The sequence below is a fragment of the Kluyvera sichuanensis genome (assembly GCF_040930405.1).
In the GTDB taxonomy this organism is placed as follows: Bacteria; Pseudomonadota; Gammaproteobacteria; order Enterobacterales; family Enterobacteriaceae; genus Kluyvera; species Kluyvera sichuanensis.
In genome coordinates, this window is record NZ_CP162271.1 from 2,828,390 (window position 1) to 2,846,258 (window position 17,869).

The 17,869-nt window shown below is 56.7% G+C and carries 16 protein-coding genes and 1 riboswitch; of the genes, 2 read left to right on the top strand and 14 right to left on the bottom strand.

All coding sequences use genetic code 11. The features are described from left to right. Nucleotides 1–6: 6 nt before the first annotated feature. The 7 genes from mqo to AB2B48_RS13725 all read right to left on the bottom strand — a co-directional run bounded on the left by mqo (nt 7) and on the right by AB2B48_RS13725 (nt 7,927). A complete protein-coding gene (gene mqo, locus AB2B48_RS13695) occupies nt 7–1,662 on the bottom strand; it encodes a malate dehydrogenase (quinone) (RefSeq protein WP_368299408.1) in 1,656 nt (551 codons plus the stop codon). Between the two features lie 192 nt (nt 1,663–1,854). Then, nucleotides 1,855–2,628 carry an ABC transporter ATP-binding protein gene (locus tag AB2B48_RS13700; protein WP_368299409.1) on the bottom strand — a complete coding sequence of 258 codons (774 nt, stop codon included), beginning with the start codon at nt 2,626–2,628 and terminating at the stop codon, nt 1,855–1,857. Beyond that, nucleotides 2,625–3,596 carry an ABC transporter substrate-binding protein gene (locus AB2B48_RS13705; protein WP_185670011.1) on the bottom strand — a complete coding sequence of 324 codons (972 nt, stop codon included), beginning with the start codon at nt 3,594–3,596 and terminating at the stop codon, nt 2,625–2,627. The genes AB2B48_RS13700 and AB2B48_RS13705 overlap by 4 nt, the downstream gene beginning before the upstream one ends. Before the next feature lie 51 nt (nt 3,597–3,647). Then, nucleotides 3,648–4,478, bottom strand: a complete 831-nt coding sequence (locus AB2B48_RS13710; protein WP_220439480.1) for an ABC transporter permease — start codon at nt 4,476–4,478, stop codon at nt 3,648–3,650. Between the two features lie 9 nt (nt 4,479–4,487). Further along, nucleotides 4,488–5,834: an LLM class flavin-dependent oxidoreductase gene (locus AB2B48_RS13715; RefSeq protein WP_220439481.1), complete on the bottom strand. Its 1,347-nt coding sequence runs from the start codon at nt 5,832–5,834 to the stop codon at nt 4,488–4,490. Between the two features lie 134 nt (nt 5,835–5,968). After that, nucleotides 5,969–7,285 carry a voltage-gated chloride channel family protein gene (locus AB2B48_RS13720; protein ID WP_368299410.1) on the bottom strand — a complete coding sequence of 439 codons (1,317 nt, stop codon included), beginning with the start codon at nt 7,283–7,285 and terminating at the stop codon, nt 5,969–5,971. Between the two features lie 70 nt (nt 7,286–7,355). Then, nucleotides 7,356–7,417, bottom strand: a riboswitch (Fluoride riboswitch). A gap of 45 nt (nt 7,418–7,462) precedes the next feature. Next, on the bottom strand, nt 7,463–7,927 hold the full coding sequence (locus AB2B48_RS13725) for an Lrp/AsnC family transcriptional regulator (protein WP_185670007.1): 465 nt from the start codon (nt 7,925–7,927) through the stop codon (nt 7,463–7,465). A 138-nt stretch (nt 7,928–8,065) separates the two neighbouring features. Here AB2B48_RS13725 and AB2B48_RS13730 point away from each other — a divergent pair, with 138 nt between their 5' ends. Next, nucleotides 8,066–8,677 carry a LysE family translocator gene (locus tag AB2B48_RS13730; RefSeq protein WP_368299411.1) on the top strand — a complete coding sequence of 204 codons (612 nt, stop codon included), beginning with the start codon at nt 8,066–8,068 and terminating at the stop codon, nt 8,675–8,677. Between the two features lie 33 nt (nt 8,678–8,710). On the opposite strand, the gene AB2B48_RS13735 is transcribed toward AB2B48_RS13730, so the two are convergent. The 3 genes from AB2B48_RS13735 to AB2B48_RS13745 all read right to left on the bottom strand — a co-directional run bounded on the left by AB2B48_RS13735 (nt 8,711) and on the right by AB2B48_RS13745 (nt 10,199). Next, a complete protein-coding gene (locus tag AB2B48_RS13735) occupies nt 8,711–8,983 on the bottom strand; it encodes a GNAT family N-acetyltransferase (RefSeq protein WP_333500336.1) in 273 nt (90 codons plus the stop codon). Nucleotides 8,984–8,994: 11 nt separating this feature from the next. Then, on the bottom strand, nt 8,995–9,228 hold the full coding sequence (gene yjdI, locus AB2B48_RS13740) for a 4Fe-4S mono-cluster protein YjdI (protein ID WP_220439484.1): 234 nt from the start codon (nt 9,226–9,228) through the stop codon (nt 8,995–8,997). 257 nt (nt 9,229–9,485) lie between these two features. Beyond that, on the bottom strand, nt 9,486–10,199 hold the full coding sequence (locus AB2B48_RS13745) for a porin (RefSeq protein ID WP_368299412.1): 714 nt from the start codon (nt 10,197–10,199) through the stop codon (nt 9,486–9,488). Nucleotides 10,200–10,821: 622 nt separating this feature from the next. On the opposite strand from AB2B48_RS13745, the gene AB2B48_RS13750 reads away from it, so the two are divergent. Continuing rightward, on the top strand, nt 10,822–11,598 hold the full coding sequence (locus AB2B48_RS13750; protein WP_368299413.1) for an SDR family NAD(P)-dependent oxidoreductase: 777 nt from the start codon (nt 10,822–10,824) through the stop codon (nt 11,596–11,598). Between the two features lie 102 nt (nt 11,599–11,700). Here AB2B48_RS13750 and AB2B48_RS13755 read toward each other — a convergent pair whose 3' ends face one another. The 4 genes from AB2B48_RS13755 to AB2B48_RS13770 are packed head-to-tail and all read right to left on the bottom strand — an operon-like array spanning nt 11,701 to nt 17,841. Further along, nucleotides 11,701–13,806: an HlyD family efflux transporter periplasmic adaptor subunit gene (locus AB2B48_RS13755; RefSeq protein ID WP_368299414.1), complete on the bottom strand. Its 2,106-nt coding sequence runs from the start codon at nt 13,804–13,806 to the stop codon at nt 11,701–11,703. Further along, nucleotides 13,806–15,158 (bottom strand): efflux RND transporter periplasmic adaptor subunit, encoded by a 1,353-nt coding sequence (locus AB2B48_RS13760; protein ID WP_368299416.1) that lies wholly within the window; start codon nt 15,156–15,158, stop codon nt 13,806–13,808. Before AB2B48_RS13760 ends, AB2B48_RS13755 begins: the two co-directional genes overlap by 1 nt. Next, entirely contained in the window at nt 15,155–15,934 is a 780-nt protein-coding gene (locus AB2B48_RS13765) for an efflux RND transporter periplasmic adaptor subunit (protein ID WP_368299417.1), read from the bottom strand. The genes AB2B48_RS13760 and AB2B48_RS13765 overlap by 4 nt, the downstream gene beginning before the upstream one ends. A gap of 20 nt (nt 15,935–15,954) precedes the next feature. Beyond that, complete coding sequence (locus tag AB2B48_RS13770; RefSeq protein ID WP_368299418.1) at nt 15,955–17,841, bottom strand: TolC family protein; 1,887 nt, start codon at nt 17,839–17,841, stop codon at nt 15,955–15,957. Nucleotides 17,842–17,869 lie beyond the last annotated feature (28 nt).

The window sequence follows — 17,869 nt, forward strand, 5'->3', positions numbered from 1 at the left end:
CTGCTGTTACAGCGCCATATCGTGCTGTGGTGACGCCTTCTCTGGCTGCTCTGCCGGTTTTGCCTGAGCAACTGGGGCTGCTGGCATCTGAATCACCGGCGGCTTGGTCAGCTCCAGCGTGGCGGCGGTGTCATCCCAAACCTGCTGGGTCAGCGCAACGTTGCCGTTCAGGTTCTGGCCAAAGCTCGGAACGATACCGCGAATTTTGCTCTGCCATTCCGGTGAGTTGAACTGCTCCGGGAACAGCTTTTTAATCACGTTCAGCGTGATTGGCGCAGCGGTAGAGGCGCCCGGCGATGCGCCCAGCAGCGCAGAGATGGTGCGCTGTTGGTCAACCACCACTTCGGTCCCCAGCTTCAGCACGCCGCCTTTGTCCGCATCTTTCTTGATGATCTGCACGCGCTGGCCTGCCTGAATCAGCTTCCAGTCCTCTTTACGCGCCTCGGGGTAGTACTCTTTCAGCGCGGCAAAACGGTCGTCATCGCTCAGCATCACCTGGCTCACCAGGTATTTCACCAGGTCGAAGTTATCCAGGCCCACATGCGTCATCGGCATCACGTTGCTGGTTGTGGTAGTGCTCAGCAGGTCGAAGAATGACCCCTGCTTAAGGAACTTGGTGGAGAAGGTCGCGAATGGCCCAAACAGCACCACGCGCTTGCCATCGATAAAGCGCGCATCGATATGCGGCACCGACATCGGCGGCGCACCCACGGAGGCCTGACCGTAAACTTTTTCCATATGCTGACGAGTGACGTCCGGGTTTTCAGTCATCAGGAAAGAGCCGCCGACCGGGAAGCCCGCGTAGTTGTCTGCTTCCGGAATGCCGGTTTTCTGCAGCAGCTTCAGCGCCCCGCCGCCCGCACCGATAAAGACATACTTCGCGTCAATCGCGTGCTGCTTACCGCTGTTCACATCTTCAATGGTGACGTGCCAGGAGTTATCGCCGTTGCGTTTGAATTCAGTTACTTCAGAGGAGGTTTGCAGCGTGAAGTGGTTGTTCTTCTGCAGGCTGCCGATCAGCTGACGGGTAATTTCGCCGTAGTTAACGTCGGTGCCGACCGGCGTCCAGGTGGCAGCGACTTTTTGCTGCGGGTCACGACCGGCCATCACCAGCGGCGCCCACTGGGCAATTTGCTGATGATCGGTGGAGAATTTCATGCCCTGGAACAGGGTGGTTTTTTGCAGCGCGTCGTAGCGTTTGCCGAGGTACTCCACGTTTTTATCGCCCCAGACGAAGCTCATGTGCGGTGTGGAGTTAATAAAGGCATGGGGATTATTCAGAATGCCGCGCTTCACCTGCGAGGACCAGAATTGGCGGGAAATCATAAACTGTTCGTTAATTTCCAGCGCCTTAGTCACGTCGATGGTGCCGTCCGGGCGCTCCGGCGTGTAGTTCAGCTCCATATTAGCGGAGTGGCCGGTACCGGCGTTATTCCAGCCGTTAGAAGATTCCATCGCGACTTTATCGAGCTTCTCCACCATCACCTGTTTCCAGTCAGGCTGTAATTCCTGTAACCAGGTGCCCAGTGAGGCGCTCATGATCCCGCCGCCAATCAGCAGGACGTCGGTTTTTTCAGTGGTATTGGTATCTGCGTAAGCCGCTGAATTGACCAGCAGCGCGATGGTCGCCAGAGTAAATAGTTTTTTATTAATAGCAGGCATAATGATGATATTCGCATAGCTAAATGTAATGTGTGCGCTAATAGTAGCGCACTTTTACATTATTTTAAAATACCACTTACTTTCCACTTAGAGTTATTAACAAATTACTTTCTTTGCTTTTTTTAATTAAAAAAAGCATCCGCATTATTTGCGTGGAAATAAAACTCAAATAATTTAATTTTAATTCAGCAATTAATGCAGCCCGAATTCCGCCATAAGCTGCTGGCGTAACAGAACAAAATCCGTGCTGCTACGTTCACGCGGTCGCGGTAATGTCACCTCAATGGTGCGAATCGGGTCGCCTTTCATTTTTGGCAAAATAATCACCCGATCGGCAAGGTAAATCGCCTCTTCCAGATCGTGCGTCACCAGCACCATCGTCATCTTTTCCGCATCACGAATGCGCGCCAGCTCCTCCTGCATAGTGATTTTAGTCATCGCATCCAGCGCCCCGAGCGGCTCATCCAGTAGCAGGATCTCCGGCTGGATGGTTAGCGCTCTGGCAATACCGACACGCTGGGCCATGCCGCCGGAAAGCTGGTTGGGCAGCGCCTGCTCGCAGTGGCTGAGCCCCACCAGCTCAATCGCCTCTTTCGCCCGCGCCCTGGCCTGCTTGCGCGACACGCCCTGCACGTCGAGGCTAAAGCTGACGTTTTCCAGCACCGTCAGCCACGGCAGCAGACGCGGCTCCTGGAAAATCACTGCCCGCTCGCGGCTCATGCCGTGTACCGCCTGGCCGTCAATCACCACGTCGCCCGCATCCGGCGTTTCCAGCCCCGCAAGTATTCGCAGCAGCGTGGTTTTCCCGCAGCCGCTGGGCCCGACGATGGCGATACTCTGCCCACTTTCAATCTGTAAGTTAAGGTCGCGGAAGACATCAAACGGCTTCCCCTCAAGGGAAAAAGTCTTACGTAAGCGGCGAATCGAGATATCGCCGCGGGCAATCTGCGTGGTTGATGTCATCATACACCTTCCGTTTTCAGCAAAATATTTGACGCTTTAAGCTGGCCTTTTTTCAGCACGCCGTCGCGTTCAAGAATATCCAGCCAGAACTGCACATCGTGAGGTTCTGACAGTCCGCCTTTGCGGACACCGTAGCCGGTGAAGTACTGCGCCACGTCAGGGTTCTCGCCGCGTTCTTTCAGGATTTTCGCCATAATGTCACGCACCTGCGCCGGGTTATCGCGGGCATAATCCAGCGCACGAGCCGATTCAACTACGAAAATACGCGCCGCATCCGGGTGCTGTTTGACGAAGTCGGAACGCAGCACCGTAAAGCCACCGGCAATCGGCCCCAGCACGTCCGCATCGTTGAAGATTGGGCGCAGGCCGCCGTGGCTGCGCGCGACGCCTTCAAAGGTGGTTTGCCAGTAGCCAAAGGCGGCCACGTCGACCTGACCCGAACGCAATGTCTGTTCAAGCTGCGGGCCGGGAACCGCGACCGGTTTGGCGGCGTTTTCCGGCAGATTCGCCTGGTGCAGCGCTTCACGCAGGGTATAGTCCAGATGCGCGCCCAGGGTGTTTACCGCCACGCTTTTTCCGACTAAATCTTTGATCGACTTAATCGGGCTGTCCTCCTTCACATAGAAGATAGATTTGGTGGTTTCGTTGATGCCATTGGTCGGGTAAGCCGCCACAAAGTCGTTACCGTTAGCGATGGCATTAATCACCGCTGGCGTCGCCGCTGAACCAACATCAATGCTGCCGGAAGCCAGTGCAAATAAAGACTCCGGGCCACCGCTGGCGTAGCCGGCATTTTTAATCGACACGCCGGTGCCTTTAAAATATCCCAGCGCTTCCGCCAGTTCGTGAGCGGAAATACCGCCGTAGCTCGCCATATAGCGCATCGTGACTTCATCCTGAGCACGAACCGACGCACTAACACCCAATAAGAAAAGCACCGCAACCCACGCAGAATAGAACTGTTTTTTCATTATAAAAATTCCTTTATGGCGATAAGTAAAAACGTAAAATAACGTACAAAATTAACGGCTACGGATATTCCATCGACACAGGCGACGTTGCAGCACCACCAGAATCGCGTTCGCTAATAACCCGGCAAACGCCAGCAGGAATATCGCGGCAAACATCATGGGTATTTGGAAGTTATATTGCGCATTCATCACCCTGAAACCGATCCCCTGATTCGCCCCGATCATTTCGGCAGCAATCAGCAGCAGCAGCGCGGTGGTGGCCGACAGGCGCAGGCCGATAAAAATAGAGGGAACGGAAGCGGGAACGATCACCCGGTAGAACAGCGTCAGGCGCCCGGCGCCAAAGGTGCGCGCCATCTCCAGCAGTTTGGTATCCACCTCTTTCACGCCGCTGATGGTCGACAGCAGAATCGGGAACAGCGCCGCCCAAAAGATCACGAACACTTTGGAGGTTTCCCCTAAGCCCAGCAGCAGGATAAAGATCGGATACAGCGCCAAGGCCGAGGTCTGGCGGAACAACTGTAAGATAGGATCCAGCGCCTGCTCCAGCGGGCGAATCTGGCCCATAAACAGCCCCAGCGGGATCCCCACCACGATAGCGGCAGCGAAAGCCAACCCGGCACGCTGAAGGCTGATGGTAATATCACCCAGCAGCGCGCCTTGGGTGATACCGTTCCACAATGCAACAAAGATTTTATCCAGCGGCGGGATGATCGCCGCGTTCAGCCAACCGGCGGTGCTGGCAATCTGCCAGCCGGCAAAGAACAGCACCAGCAGGCCGTAGCGCGCAATCAACGACAGGCTACGCTGATACCACACCTGGTAGGCAGGCTTAGCCTGCACGCGCGCCTTCAGGCGAATTCGGGTCGTGGAATAGAACATTGCGCCTCCTTAAGCCACTTTGCTGTTACGCACGGCGCTGTAGCGGTTGCTGGCAAACGGTAGCCCCAGATTTTCACGCAGCGTTTTGCCCTCATACTGAGTACGGAACAGCCCGCGTTTTTGTAAAATCGGCACCACCAGTTCGATAAAGTCGTCCAGGCCGCCAGGAAGCCACGGTGGCAGCACGTTGAAGCCATCGGCGGCTTCGTTTTCAAACCACGCCTGTAGCGTATCTGCCACCTGTTCGGCGCTGCCCACCACGGTGAAATGACCGCGCGCGGTCGCCACCCACTGGTAGAGCTGGCGAATGGTGAAGTTGTTTTCATCGGCAATCTGGCGAATCAGCTCAGGACGCGATTTCATCCCTTCGGTCACCGGCAGCGGTGGCAGCGGGCCGTCCGGGTCGAATTTGCCGAGATCGATGCCGCCACCGGCCAGGCCATTCAGCAAGGCGATGCCGTCGGCTTCGACAATCAGCGAAGTCAGCTTGTGATACTTCTCTTTCGCCTCTTCCTCCGTTCGCCCAATGAACGGCGCGACGCCAGGCATAATCAACACATGGTTAGGGTTACGGCCGACGGCGCGAGCGCGTGATTTAATATCGCGATAGAAGTCCTGCGCGGTGTCGAGATGCTGATGCGAGGTAAAGATCACTTCGGCCGTCGCGGCAGCCAGCGCACGACCGCTTTCAGATTGCCCCGCCTGCACAATCACCGGCTGACCCTGCGCCGAGCGCGGCACGTTCAGCGGCCCACGTACTTTGAAGAATTTGCCGACGTGATCGGTGTTGTGCACCTTGCTACGGTCGAAGAATTGGCCTGAGGCTTTGTCACGTAAAAACGCGTCGTCTTCAAAGCTATCCCACAGTTTTTTCACTACTTCAACGTGCTCTTTCGCCCGCTGGTAGCGGTACTCATGCGGATGCTGGGTATCCAGATTAAAGTTGTGCGCCGCCGCTTCGGTGGCGGTGGTCACCACGTTCCAGCCCGCGCGCCCGCCGGAGATGAGATCCAGCGAAGCAAACTTGCGCGCCAGATTGTAGGGTTCTTCGTAGGTGGTGGAGGCGGTGGCGATAAAGCCGATATTTTGCGTCAATGGCGCCAGCGCCGAAAACAGGGTAACCGGCTCGAAGCCCGCCACTTTCGCGGTACCGCCGTCGGTCACGCCGGAAGCGGGGATCGCCAGGCCGTCAGCCAGGAAGTAGGCATCAAACAGGCCGCGTTCGGCGGTCTGAGCAAGCTGCTTATGGAATTCAAAGCTGGTCGCGCCATCGGCGGGAGCGTCCGGGTGACGCCACGCCGCGATATGCTGGCCGCCGCCGGGAAGGAAAGCCCCTAATTTGATCTGTCTGCTCATTCTGGTTTCTCCTGATTCGATGCCGAAAGTGGGCTGAAACCAAGATAGCCAGAATGCGCAGCCATTCTGAAATAACAAATATTGAGTTAGTTATTTACATTTTTGCAATAAACCAGTTAGCGGCGCTAGCGACGTCATGATGCTTTCGTTTCCTCAACGACGGTTTCAGGACGGTGACTTTCACGCTGCCAGGCAGGAAGCTCCGCCAGCTTTATTCCTTCCGGCACCACGCTGTGCTTCAGGCAGGCTACCCGCTGGGAACGATAAATACCGGTATAGCCCGAGACCAGATAGGCCACCACGCAGGCCATCGCGGCATACACGCCGATATCCGCGCCGAACAGTTCAATCGCCATCAGCGTCGAGGCAATTGGTGTATTCGCCGCGCCGGCAAAGACCGCCACAAATCCCAGCCCTGCCAGGAAAGCAAACGGCAGATGCAGCAGCGGGGCCAGCGCATTGCCAAGCGTAGCGCCGACGTAAAATAGCGGCGTCACCTCCCCGCCTTTAAATCCGCTGCCGAGCGAGGTGACGGTAAAGATCAGTTTGCCGAGGAAATCCCACGGCGCGAGCGGGTGCTGGAAAGCATCCACAATCACCGGAATACCAAGACCGATGTAGCGGTCAGCATGCAGCAGATAGACCGCCGCAGCGACCACCGCCCCGCCGATAAACGGGCGCAGTGGCGCATAGGCAATCCGTTTTTTCATCATGCCGCCAATCAGGTGAGTGGCATCGGCAAACACCCGGGAAGCCAGGCCGAAGCAGCAGCCCGCCACAATAACCGCACCCAGCACCCAGGCCGACATCACCGGAATAGATGACATCGCATAGTGCGTATGGTGCACGCCCCACATCAGGCCGACCTGATCCGCCACCACCGCCGCGACCAGACAGGGGAAAATCGCGGTGTAGTGCATGCGCCCTATCGCCATCACCTCAAGGCCGAAAATGGCCCCGGCAAGCGGGGTACCAAATACGGAAGAAAAGCCCGCGCTGACGCCCGCCATCAGCACCATGCGGCGCGCATCGTTATCCAGCCCTAGCAGCGGCGTGAACCGATCGGCAATCGAGGCGCCCATTTGTACCGCCGTGCCTTCACGGCCAACCGACGCGCCGAACAGATGAGACACCACCGTGCCGATAAACACCAGCGGCGCCATTCGCAGTGGAATGGTGTTAGCCGGGCTATGTACCTCTTCCAGTATCAGGTTGTTCCCCGCCTCTACCGAACGGCCGAGGCGCAGATAGATCCAGCCCACGGCAAACCCGGCGAACGGGAGCAGCAGGATAAGCCAGTGATGCTGAAGGCGTGTGACGGTCGCCCAGTCGAGCGAGAAGAGAAATAAAGCAGATGCGTAGCCGACGAGCACGGCAATAACCACAGCCAGCAGGAGCCACTGTATCAGGAAGAAAAGCGAGTTTTTACGAGCGAAGTGTTCAGAGTGCATTGACGCATCCTTAGATGAATTAATCATCCTGGACGCAGTAGAGGTGTGCCTGTTCATTCCCGGTCCAGGAATATAAACAGGCATCATCAGCCACACGGCGGTTCAAGGGGGAATGCCATCCCCTATGAATGAATATTAGCACACGAATCGTTTCAGCCAAATACTTTGTGGCCGAGGTTATTTCAGCGTCTCCAGCGGGAAAGGACGATCCTGCACCACCGTTTTCATCACCAGCGTTGAGCGCAGATGCTGCACACCCGGCATCGCCGACAGCTTTTGATCGTAGAGCTTCTGGAATGAGGAGAGATCGCGCGTCACCACCTGCATCAGATAGTCCGGGTCGCCGAACAGTCGCTGGGCCATCACGATCTGCGGGATCTCTTCCACCGCCTCTTCAAACGCGCTAACCGCCTTCCTGTCGCCCTCTTTCAGGGTCGCAAAGACCAGCGCGACGAAGTTAAAGCCCATTTTCCCTGGGTCGAGGTTAGCGCGGTAGCCGGTAATCACCCCTTCCTGCTCCAGCGCCCGCAGACGTCGGTGGCACGGCGACAGACTCAGATTTACCCGTTCGGCAAGCTCAGTGATAGATAAACGGCCATCGGCCTGTAGCTGCGCAAGAATTTTTCGATCGATACTGTCCATTTAGAAGATTCTCTCTTTCAGGCCGGGTTTTCAGCATAACATTGAAAGCTCATTGCGCGGCAATACCGATATTCTTTCCTGACATTCAGTAAGGGTTTTCGGGGTTAACGTGATGAGCAAACGCGAGGCAATTCGGGTATGGAAATGAGTTTGGTGGCAGGGTTCTGGCTGGTTTCGTTTTTGCTTATCATGACGCCGGGGGCTGATTGGGCCTACACCATCAGCGCCGGGATCCACGGGCGAACCATTGTGCCTGCGGTGGCGGGGCTGATGTCCGGCCACCTACTGGCGACGATTATTGTGGTGGCGGGCGTTGGCGTGCTGATTGCGGGGCATCCGCTGGCGCTGTCGGCGATTACGCTGCTGGGAGCATGCTATCTGCTGTGGCTCGGTGTGTCGCTGCTACGCCATCCAGCAACGGTGTCCAGCGCCGCGCAGCAAAGCGGCGGCTGGAACCAGTGGGCGCTGAAAGGCATGTGCATCAGCGGCCTCAACCCGAAAGTCTTTCTGCTATTTCTGGCGCTGCTGCCGCAGTTTACTGACCCGCACGGCCAGTGGTCGGTGGCAATGCAGATGTCGGCGCTCGGGGTAATGCATCTCATCACCTGCACGATTATCTATTTACTGGTGGGATACGGTTCACGCGCGCTACTGGCAAGTCGCCCGCAGGCGGCGCGGGTTGTCAGCCGTTTTTCAGGTGGGTTGATGGTGCTTATCGCCGTGACGCTGCTGTTCGAACAGCTTCGCTAGTGAAGATGCGCCAGCTCACGCTGGCGCGGCGTTTCAGGCGCGAATATCGTCATACTCGCGGGTATTATCAAATTCATGTTTCGCAAACGGGCACAGCGGGATGATTTTGCGCTGTTCCTGACGCATCTTCTCCACCACCTTAGCCACCAACTGTTTGCCAACGCCCTGCCCCTTCAGGCTAGGGTCGACGTCGGTGTGTTCAATAATGCTCAGATGCTCGCCGGTGGGAACAAAGACGATTTCCGCCACCTGATTACCGTCGCTATCGTTAACGTAGAACTTGTTATGGCCTTCCAGAATGTCCATGTTTCCCTCTCTTAATCGTGATGACGGTATTTCAGCGCCCCGCTTGGACAGGTGTCGATAACGCGCACCACCGTTTGCGCGTCAACCTCGTCCGGGATGATCCACGGTTTGCGCTTCAAATTGAACAACTTGCTGCTCCCACGAACGCAGTTCCCCGAGTGCTGGCACATCGTGGTGTTGAAGTAGACATCAATCTTCTCCCCGGTATAGACACGATAGCCTGCGTCCAGTAGTTCCTTATCCATGACATTGCCTCTATTTTTTATATGGGTTCGAGACTAAGCATAGACCTGTCCGGGAGGGAGTTTCATCATCTGATGCGAAAAACCACAGCGAGGAAGTTTTTATTCGTGGGAGAAGGCGAAGTATCGTTATGATGGAAAATAATTAAAAATAGCCGATGCAAGCAGCCAAATAATAAAGAGTGGGTATTATCTAATGTGTTTCAATGAAAAGATGTAACCCCGGCAATAATGCCGGGGTTATACCAACGCGAAAGATATTAGAACGAGTATGCTACACCGACACGGAAACGGGTCTGGCGTTCGTCAGTCGTTTTCACACCAACGTTACCAATTTCGCCGTATGGCGCCCAGTTTTTATCAATCTTATACGCCACTTTGACGTTATATTCCTGAGAGTACGGTTTGTTATTGTTACGATACAGGCTCTTATTCTGCTCGTCTGCAACCGTACTGCGGGCATACACATAGTTCAGCTCTGCACGCCAGTCACCGAATACATAACCCGCCCAGGCATCGCCACGGTTGACTTTGTCATCCGGAGACTTTGAGGTTGAAGGGTAACGGGTGTAGTCATAACGATAACGCGCAGCTACGTAGAAGCCATTATCGAAGCTGTACTGCACGCGCAGGTTTGGTTTGTAAATAGTGCGACTGTCGTTACTTTCAATATTAAAGCCAGGCGTCACAGAAAAATTCTTATTAGCTTTCCACTGGTAGCTGATCGTTTCTTCGTGGCCGTTGCCCACAAAGTCATTATAAGCTCTATCAGTATGATCGCCGCCTGATTTCCATTTTGCTTCAACGGAGAAACCTAGCCCATTAGCAAAGCGGTGAGAAACGGAAACGCGGTCTGCGTTGGTCTTATCTTTGCTGCCACCATCAATAAATTCATGACGAAGATCGACAGTGACTGCAGATGCTGCGAAAGAGGCGCCACACAAAGCCATCATGACCAGAGATTTCTTAAACATGCAATAACCCTCAATTGAAATTATGTTTCATTTTTATGGAATTGCATTTTATTTTTTTAGAAGATTTGTTTTAGTGATCGAGATCGTAAAGATTTATTTCATGAATGTATGGATGACTGGGACGTGATGAGCCTCAAGTAATTAGCCATTGACTATCCCAAAATAGCGTCATAGATCACATCAAAGATTAACTTACATTAAATTTACATATCTTTATAATTATAATTTGCCATTATAAATCAATAATATAAAACAATTAGTCACTCACGTTATTTATTACAGATTAATAATGACACTATCCAACAATATGAATATTAAGCGTTAACGCTATAACTAGTTACATTTCTTCCTATTTAACTGCCTATTTCAGAATAAGAATCAGCCATTTTTGGTAGGCTATTAGACGGTCGACCAGGCATACCTTAACCATGGTGATTTAACGCTCCACAGTAATACCCACCTCCTCTCTCCCCGCTTGAAAACATCCATGCTGCATCACGAGATAGTTTTTCTTTATCGGCACGCGATTTCTTCTGATTCGTCACGCTCGGCGCTCGCTGCCATCATGGCTCCACAGCAAACGGCATGTCGCCGTGAAATGAACAACCCATCGAGGTCAGCAATGAGCGCATTATTCTCCGGTAAAAAATTATTAGTGGTTGGCGGTACCAGCGGTATGGGTTTTGAAACCGCAAAACTGGTACTGAAAAACGGCGGCAGCGTGGTGCTGGTGGGTAATCGCCAGGATAAAGCAGAGCAGGCTCGCCAGGCACTGATGGCCGATGGTCAGGTCTCCATCATCATTGCCGACCTGATGAAAGAAGAAGGAATGCAGCACGTCATTAACACCATTAACGCAGAACATCAGGACATTAGTCTGCTGGTCAACGCCGCAGGTGTCTTCTTCCCGAAAGCGTTCACCGAGCACGAGATGGCGGACTACGACATGTATATGAGTATCAACCGTGCGACCTTCTTTATTACCCGTGACGTGGTGCGCAACATGGTGAATGCCGGTATCCAGGGCGCTATCGTCAATATCGGTTCGATGTGGGCGCAGCAGGCCATTGGCGCAACGCCATCTTCTGCCTACTCCATGGCGAAAGCGGGCCTGCACGCGTTGACTAAAAATCTGGCTATTGAGTTGGGTAGTAAAGGGATCCGCGTAAACGCCGTCTCTCCGGCAGTGGTACACACCCCGATCTACGAAGGCTTCATTCCGAAAGAAGAGGTAGGCACGGTGATGAGCAGCTTTGACAGCTTCCACCCGATTGGTCGCGTCGGTACGCCTGGCGATGTCGCTGAAGCCGTCTCCTTCCTGCTGTCTGATAAAGCAGGCTGGGTCACCGGCGCTATCTGGGACGTTGACGGTGGCGTGATGGCGGGCCGTAACGCCTGATAAGGCTGGTATGGGCGGGGGATGCCAATGCTGAACAGCCTCAGCCCACACACATGTGGGCTGAAAGCGCTCATTACGCGGGCGCTCGGCAAAGCCCGACCGTTATCCCTCTTTCCCTAGCCCGCTTTGCTGAATGAGCATCAGCATCGCGCTGTTGATCCAGCGATGCGCCAGGCTCTGGCGTTCGCTCTCCACCACGACCTTAACCGGCATCTCCCGGGTCACTTTGTCACTCCCCGTCTGACCCTGAATCGATACCCGATACCAAACCCCCTCGGGCTTAAGCTCTTTGGCAGGAACGCCCGGAGCCAGCGCGATTTCACCACCGGACGCTTTGGCCAGCGCCAGAGAAGGCAGTTTCGTCAGGCTGTGCTGATCGACTGAGACCACCGCCCCCGTTAATGGCGCTATCTGACCGGGCAGGAAGACTTTCGCGGCGGCCCCCACTTTCATCCTGCCCAAATCGTCTTCGGTGACCAGCGCGTCAACCTGCCAACTGCGGCTATCAATAACGGTGGCGATCCGCTCACCCGGCGATACCCAGCTTCCCTCCAGGAACGTTAGATTACGCTCCTCAAGACGGCCATCAATAGACGCCACCAACTGCAGACGACGCATCTCCATGGTGCCAGCCTGCTGCTGCAAGGCGAACTGACGCGCCATCTGATCGGCCAGCACCTGTCTTGCCGCACTCTCCTTTTCCAGCCCCTGCGCCCCACGGGCATTCGCCTCCCAGGCCTGACGCATGGCAAGGGCTTTGTGTTCGTCGGTTTCAGGCTGAGGAGCGGCCAGTTCAAAGAGGAGCTGTCCTTTCTTTACCGTCTCGCCGTCGCTGACCCGTACTTTTAACATTCTGGCGCCAAAGGGGGTGTAGAGGGGCTGGACCAGGGCGGCATCAATCACGCCAGGCAGGGAGACGCTGCGCGACCAGGGCAGCAGGACTGCCGCCAGCAATACCGCCACTACCAGCACAATGCGCACCCGCCTGGCAGGGCGAATTTCACCGCGACGCAGCCACCAGATTTTCATTTCTCGAATCATAGGTAATACCACGAAGGTGAGGATCTCAACCAAAAACAGCACCACGCCCAGCGCCTTGAAGAAGGCGTGATAGACCACGACGGCAATGCCGATAAACAGCATAAACCGGTAGATCCAGGTGACGAAGGCGAACAGCGTCAGCAGGCGGGCAAAGCCCGGTGAGACGTTATCTGGTAGCGGATCCTCAAGTCCGAACAGCCCTTTGCGCATCGCCCGTTTTGCCCACTGTCCTGCGCGCTCATGCAGGCCGGGGAAATCGAGCCAATCGCAAAGAATAAAGTAGCCATCAAAACGCATAAACGGGCTGGCGTTGACCATCACCGTCATCACCCAGGCGGTGGTTGCCAGAAAGAACAGCGCATTTTTGAACGCCCCTTCCGGCGCAAAAGACCACAATAGCGTTGCCCAGGCCGCCAGTACCAACTCGGCCATGATCCCCGCGCAGGCAATCTTCAGCCGCTGCGTCGAACGGTTGAGCTTCCAGCTTTCGCCGGTGTCGGTATAGGCCATGGGCAGCATGACCAGCAGCGCCACCCCCATATGCCCCACCCGCACACCATAGCGGGTCGCCATAAAGGCATGCCCCAGCTCGTGCCAGCATTTAGAGAAGATCAGCGCCAGCATAAAGCCCAGCGCCCCCTGCCAGCTTACCGCCGTACGCAACGTGGCTTCCACGGAGTCCCACTGGCGAGCCGCTAACAGCAGCCCGGTGAGACCCGCTACCGCCGTCAGCAGTAAGAAGGTGCGCGAGAAGAAAAAACGCACCCATGGCAGTAGCTTTTTAAGCAGTCCGGCGGGATGCAGCAGCGGGATGCGGATAAACAGATAACTGTGAAGCAGGTGGGTCCAGAGACTCTTCTGCGGCCGCAAACGAGGAATTTTCAGCAGCTGGTGCTGCTGTAAAAAACCGACGAATTCGTCCACATCCTGCGGCGCTACCTGCAACGTGGTATCGGCGTTAATCGCCTCAGCAATGCGCTCCGCTTTACCCAGTGACCAGCGCTTGAGGATTTCAATCTCCAGCCAGCCCAGGCGGAACCAGAGATTCCGCACCGGATCGTTCAGATGCCAGGCCGGAGAACCGTCACGGTTGATACCCGCTTCCCGCAGGTGCAACTCTTCACGCAGCGCGGGCCATACCGGACTCATGCCAGCGATGTTGGTCATCACCAGCCTACCCAAGCGCGCAGGGTCGCCAGCGGACGACGTAGCAGCAGATAGCCCAACGCTTTCCAGTCACCCGAGACACGCGCGGTGCCCTGCAATCCGATACGAGCATCGGCGGTGTTACCCTGCAATGAACCGCGCAGCACGTAGCTTGCCACGCCATTCGGGGCTTCGACCGTCTGATATCCGGCGTAGTCCAGGGTCGCGCTGAGCGGACTGAGCGGAGCGACTTTCAGGAAAATCGTCATCGGCGCGCCCGGTTTCAGGTTGGTGGATTCGCTGGCGGGAGCCCAGGCCCGGACGCCCGGTTTGTCAGGGTCGGCCAGCAGCCCAATGCGTTCCCCGGTCTGCACCGGACGCCCGGCCCAGTCATCGGGATCGGAATAAACAAATACCCCGTTGCGCGGCGCGCGGATGGTGAGTTTATCCAGCTCGCGCTGCAGAGAAACCACCTCCACCTGCTTCTCGCGCCAGCGTCCTTCCGCCATCGCCAGCTCCGATTTAGCCTGCTGATCCTCAATGGCTTTCTGCGAGGCCTGGTGCAGCGTCGTATCGGCGGTTGCCAGCTCCGCCGTTGCCACCGCCAGCCGGTTACGCAGGGTGGTGTCATCCAGCAGCGCCAGCACATCGCCTTTTTTCACCGTCACGTTCGGCAGCGCCACCATCCTCTGGATCACCCCCTGTTCCGGGGAGGCAATCACTTCGCTCTCAAGCGAGACAATTTCCGCCGGGACCAGGGTGTACTCCCGCACCGGAATGCAGAAGATCAGCCCCAGCGCCAGTACGACCGCCAGGAGGCGTTTGCCGCCGCTGCGCTGCCAGGCCTTTTGGAGCGCCGATGGTCTGGCGGTCAGCGCCCAGCTGGCGTAGCCGTAAAGCCCGCAAAGTTGTAGCAAAGCAAACTCTGGCGACTCCGGGGTTAAGGTGCCAGGCCAGGGATTATCCCGTCCGAGATACAGCAGGGAGAGAAGCTCTCCCTGTGGGCCGGTGAGTGGGAAAACCCAGACGTACTGCGGCAGCCATTCATCCCACTGTGCCTGCAGAGGCTCGCTCAGCATCGGCGCGGTCAGCGGCAGTAGGCGCGCGCCTTCCGCCAGCTTCTGGCAGCGCGGAATGATCTCCGCGCTGACCTCGGCAAGCCATAAGGCGTAAGGGGTGTTGCGATCCACATCGTTGAGGCCGGAATGGGCCACCAGCTGGGCCCGTTTTTCTCCCGTCACCCGCATCAGCGCGGCCTGGCGGTATTCCACCAGCTGGCGCGTTTCATTGCAGATGACAAAGCCCAACTCGCTGTAATCCTTTATTTTTTCGATCCGCGCAGCAAGACGCCAGCCGTTGACGCCTGCGATCACGATGCCGCTCCCACCGCCGGACAGGTGGTATCACCCGTCGCACACTGTGGCACCGCCTGGCCGCTCATCCCCGGCAGCACGCCTTCGACCTTGTCCGGAAACGCGGCTTCAATCTCAACCGTCTGGCTCACCGCATCCACGCGGGCACTGATATTGGTCACCGTCAGCAGATAGTGTTTGCCCGTTTCGCCAACGGTGGCGTCCAGTTTGACGCCCGGTTTCAGCCAGGTAATCCAGCTCGAGGGGACGTTCAGGCGCGCTTTTGGCGTGCCGCTACCCACCAGATCAATCACCCCGCCGCCGGACGATACGCCCTGTCCTTCTTTGACATAAATCCGCGCGACCCGGCCGTCAAAGGGGGCGACAAATCGGCACTGGGCGAGCTGAGCATCGAAGATCCCCATCTGACCTTTGGTGCGGTTTACCTCTGCCGCCGCCAGTCCAACTTCCAGTTGGGCCGCAGAGTTGAGCCCCTGCAGCTTGGCTTTCGCTTCATAACGCAGTTGGGCGGCGTGATACTCCGCCTGGGCGGCATTACGCCGGGCAGTGAGATCCGCGCAGTCCAGCGTCGCCAGCACTTTGCCAGCCGCCACGCTTTCACCCAGCTGAACGTTCACTTTGGCGATGCGCCCCGCCACCACGCTCGACAGCGGACTCTCTTTATTCGCCTGCACCATAAAACGCGCCGGGCCGTTACTCGACAGCGCCTCTTCGGCCTGCAGCGGGAGCACCGCGAGCCCGATCAGGGCAGATAACACCATTAACATCGACTTCATACTGAATTCCTGTGGAGCCATTAAGGACGAGCCAGAGGGGCAATGCGCGCGCCGCTGATCCGCTGAATATCATCCGTCACCGACAGCGCCGCCGCCTGGGCCAGGGCGCTCAGGGTTCGGGTGCTGGTGTCATCCGGGAGGTAGCTTTGATACTGGCGCGACAGGCGAACGTTGTCATCCCGGTCGATAAGATCCAGCGTCCACTGCCCCTTGCGTGCCGTACTGCTGCTGAGGATCGTGAACTGCATCCGTAAACGCAGGCTTTGCGGGGAATCATCCAGGGAAATCTGGTTCGCCGCCAACACCTGGTTGACCGACTGGACAATCGCCGCCCGGCTGACCCCAGCAGGGATGCGCCCGACCTCAACACGCAGGCTCTGTGCCTGTTGGGTTTGCAGCGCCGTATTGGCAAACACCGTCTGTTCTTCCCGGCGCAGGCTGGCGGCAATCGCGCTCGACAGGCTGGCGACATCGGTCTGCTGCACCTGCTCCGGCAGCAGGTCAATGCCCACCGAGTTCAGCACCCGACCATAGGCGGCCTGAGCCTCAGCATAGGAACCGGCCATCTGGAAGCGGGAGACAATAGAACGTGCCTGGGTACGCAGCGTCTCGAGATCGCTGGTCAGAGAGTTGTCGGAACCGGCGCGGGAGATGCTCGCCAGACGCTGATCGACCTGGGCGGACTGATCGGCAATCTGGAAGTCGTAGACCGCCAGCTTATAGCGCTCCACCGCCACGCGCACCTGGGTTAACACCGCCATGCTGAGCGCCATCCGGCGGGCATCGTCCGTCTGTTTACGCGCATCGTTATTGTTGTTGATAGCCGGAATGCTGATCAGTTTAAACAGGTTCATCGACACGCCGACGCCACCCTGTATCCAATTTTCGTTGTACAGGTAGTCATTGGAGTCGTAGTTAACCCCGGCAAACAGGTTCAGATTCGGGAACAGGGAGGCTATCTGACGCTTGGTTTCATAGCTGTCGATGCGCGCTTTGTAGTCCTCTTCACGCAGCTCAGGACGTCGCTCCAGCGCCATCTGCTCGAGCTTGTTCACATCTTGCGGTACCGCCGAGAGCGGCAGCGGTTTGTCGTCCAGCACCACCGGCGTGCCTGGCGGCACGTTCATCAACGCCAGCAGTTCGCTTTTCGCCATCTCCATCTGCTGACGTTTCTGGTTCAGCGTCGTCATGGCATCCAGTAACGCTCGCTGATACTCCAGTCCCTCCACCGGCGGCAGAATGCCCGCCTGCTCCGCTTCGCGGGTTTTTGCCAACGCTGAGGCTATCTGATCCGCCAGCGGTTCGGTCTCCTTCAGCAGACGCTGTGCCCCCAGCGCACGCCAATAGGCGTCACGCACCTCCTGAACGATGTTCTGTAGCACCTTGCGGCGGCGCTCTTCGGCAATGTTCACTTCATCCGCCTGCTGCTGGGCGCGGAAATAACTCATGCCAAAATCGAGAACGTCCCAGGAGAAGGTCGCATCGGCAAGATAGTGTTCCCGCTCCTCTGAGGTAGAGGGCCGCAGGCTCACCACGCCGTCATCGATGCCCACGCTGGTGCCGCCGGAGTCATTGTTACGCCAGCGGTATCCCGCATCGGCCATCAGCTTCGGCAGCATATCCTGGGAGGAGAGATCCAGCTGGGAGCGGGCCAGCGTGGTTTCCATCATTTTCAGACGATAATCGAGGTTGTATTTCAGCGCGCGGGCCATCGCATCCGAGAGCGTCAGAGTGCCAGAAACCGCCTCCTGATCGCGGTACATCGCCGCCCGATCCTGATTCACCCGATTGGTAATTTCATCCTGGGTCAGCGGCGTAGGCTTGATGGCGCCACAGCCGCTCAGGAGCACCGCCCCCACCAGCAGGCCCAGCGGCGCGAAGCGAAAACGACGTGGTGAAGATGCCATTACGGGCACCGCAACATTTAACATTTCA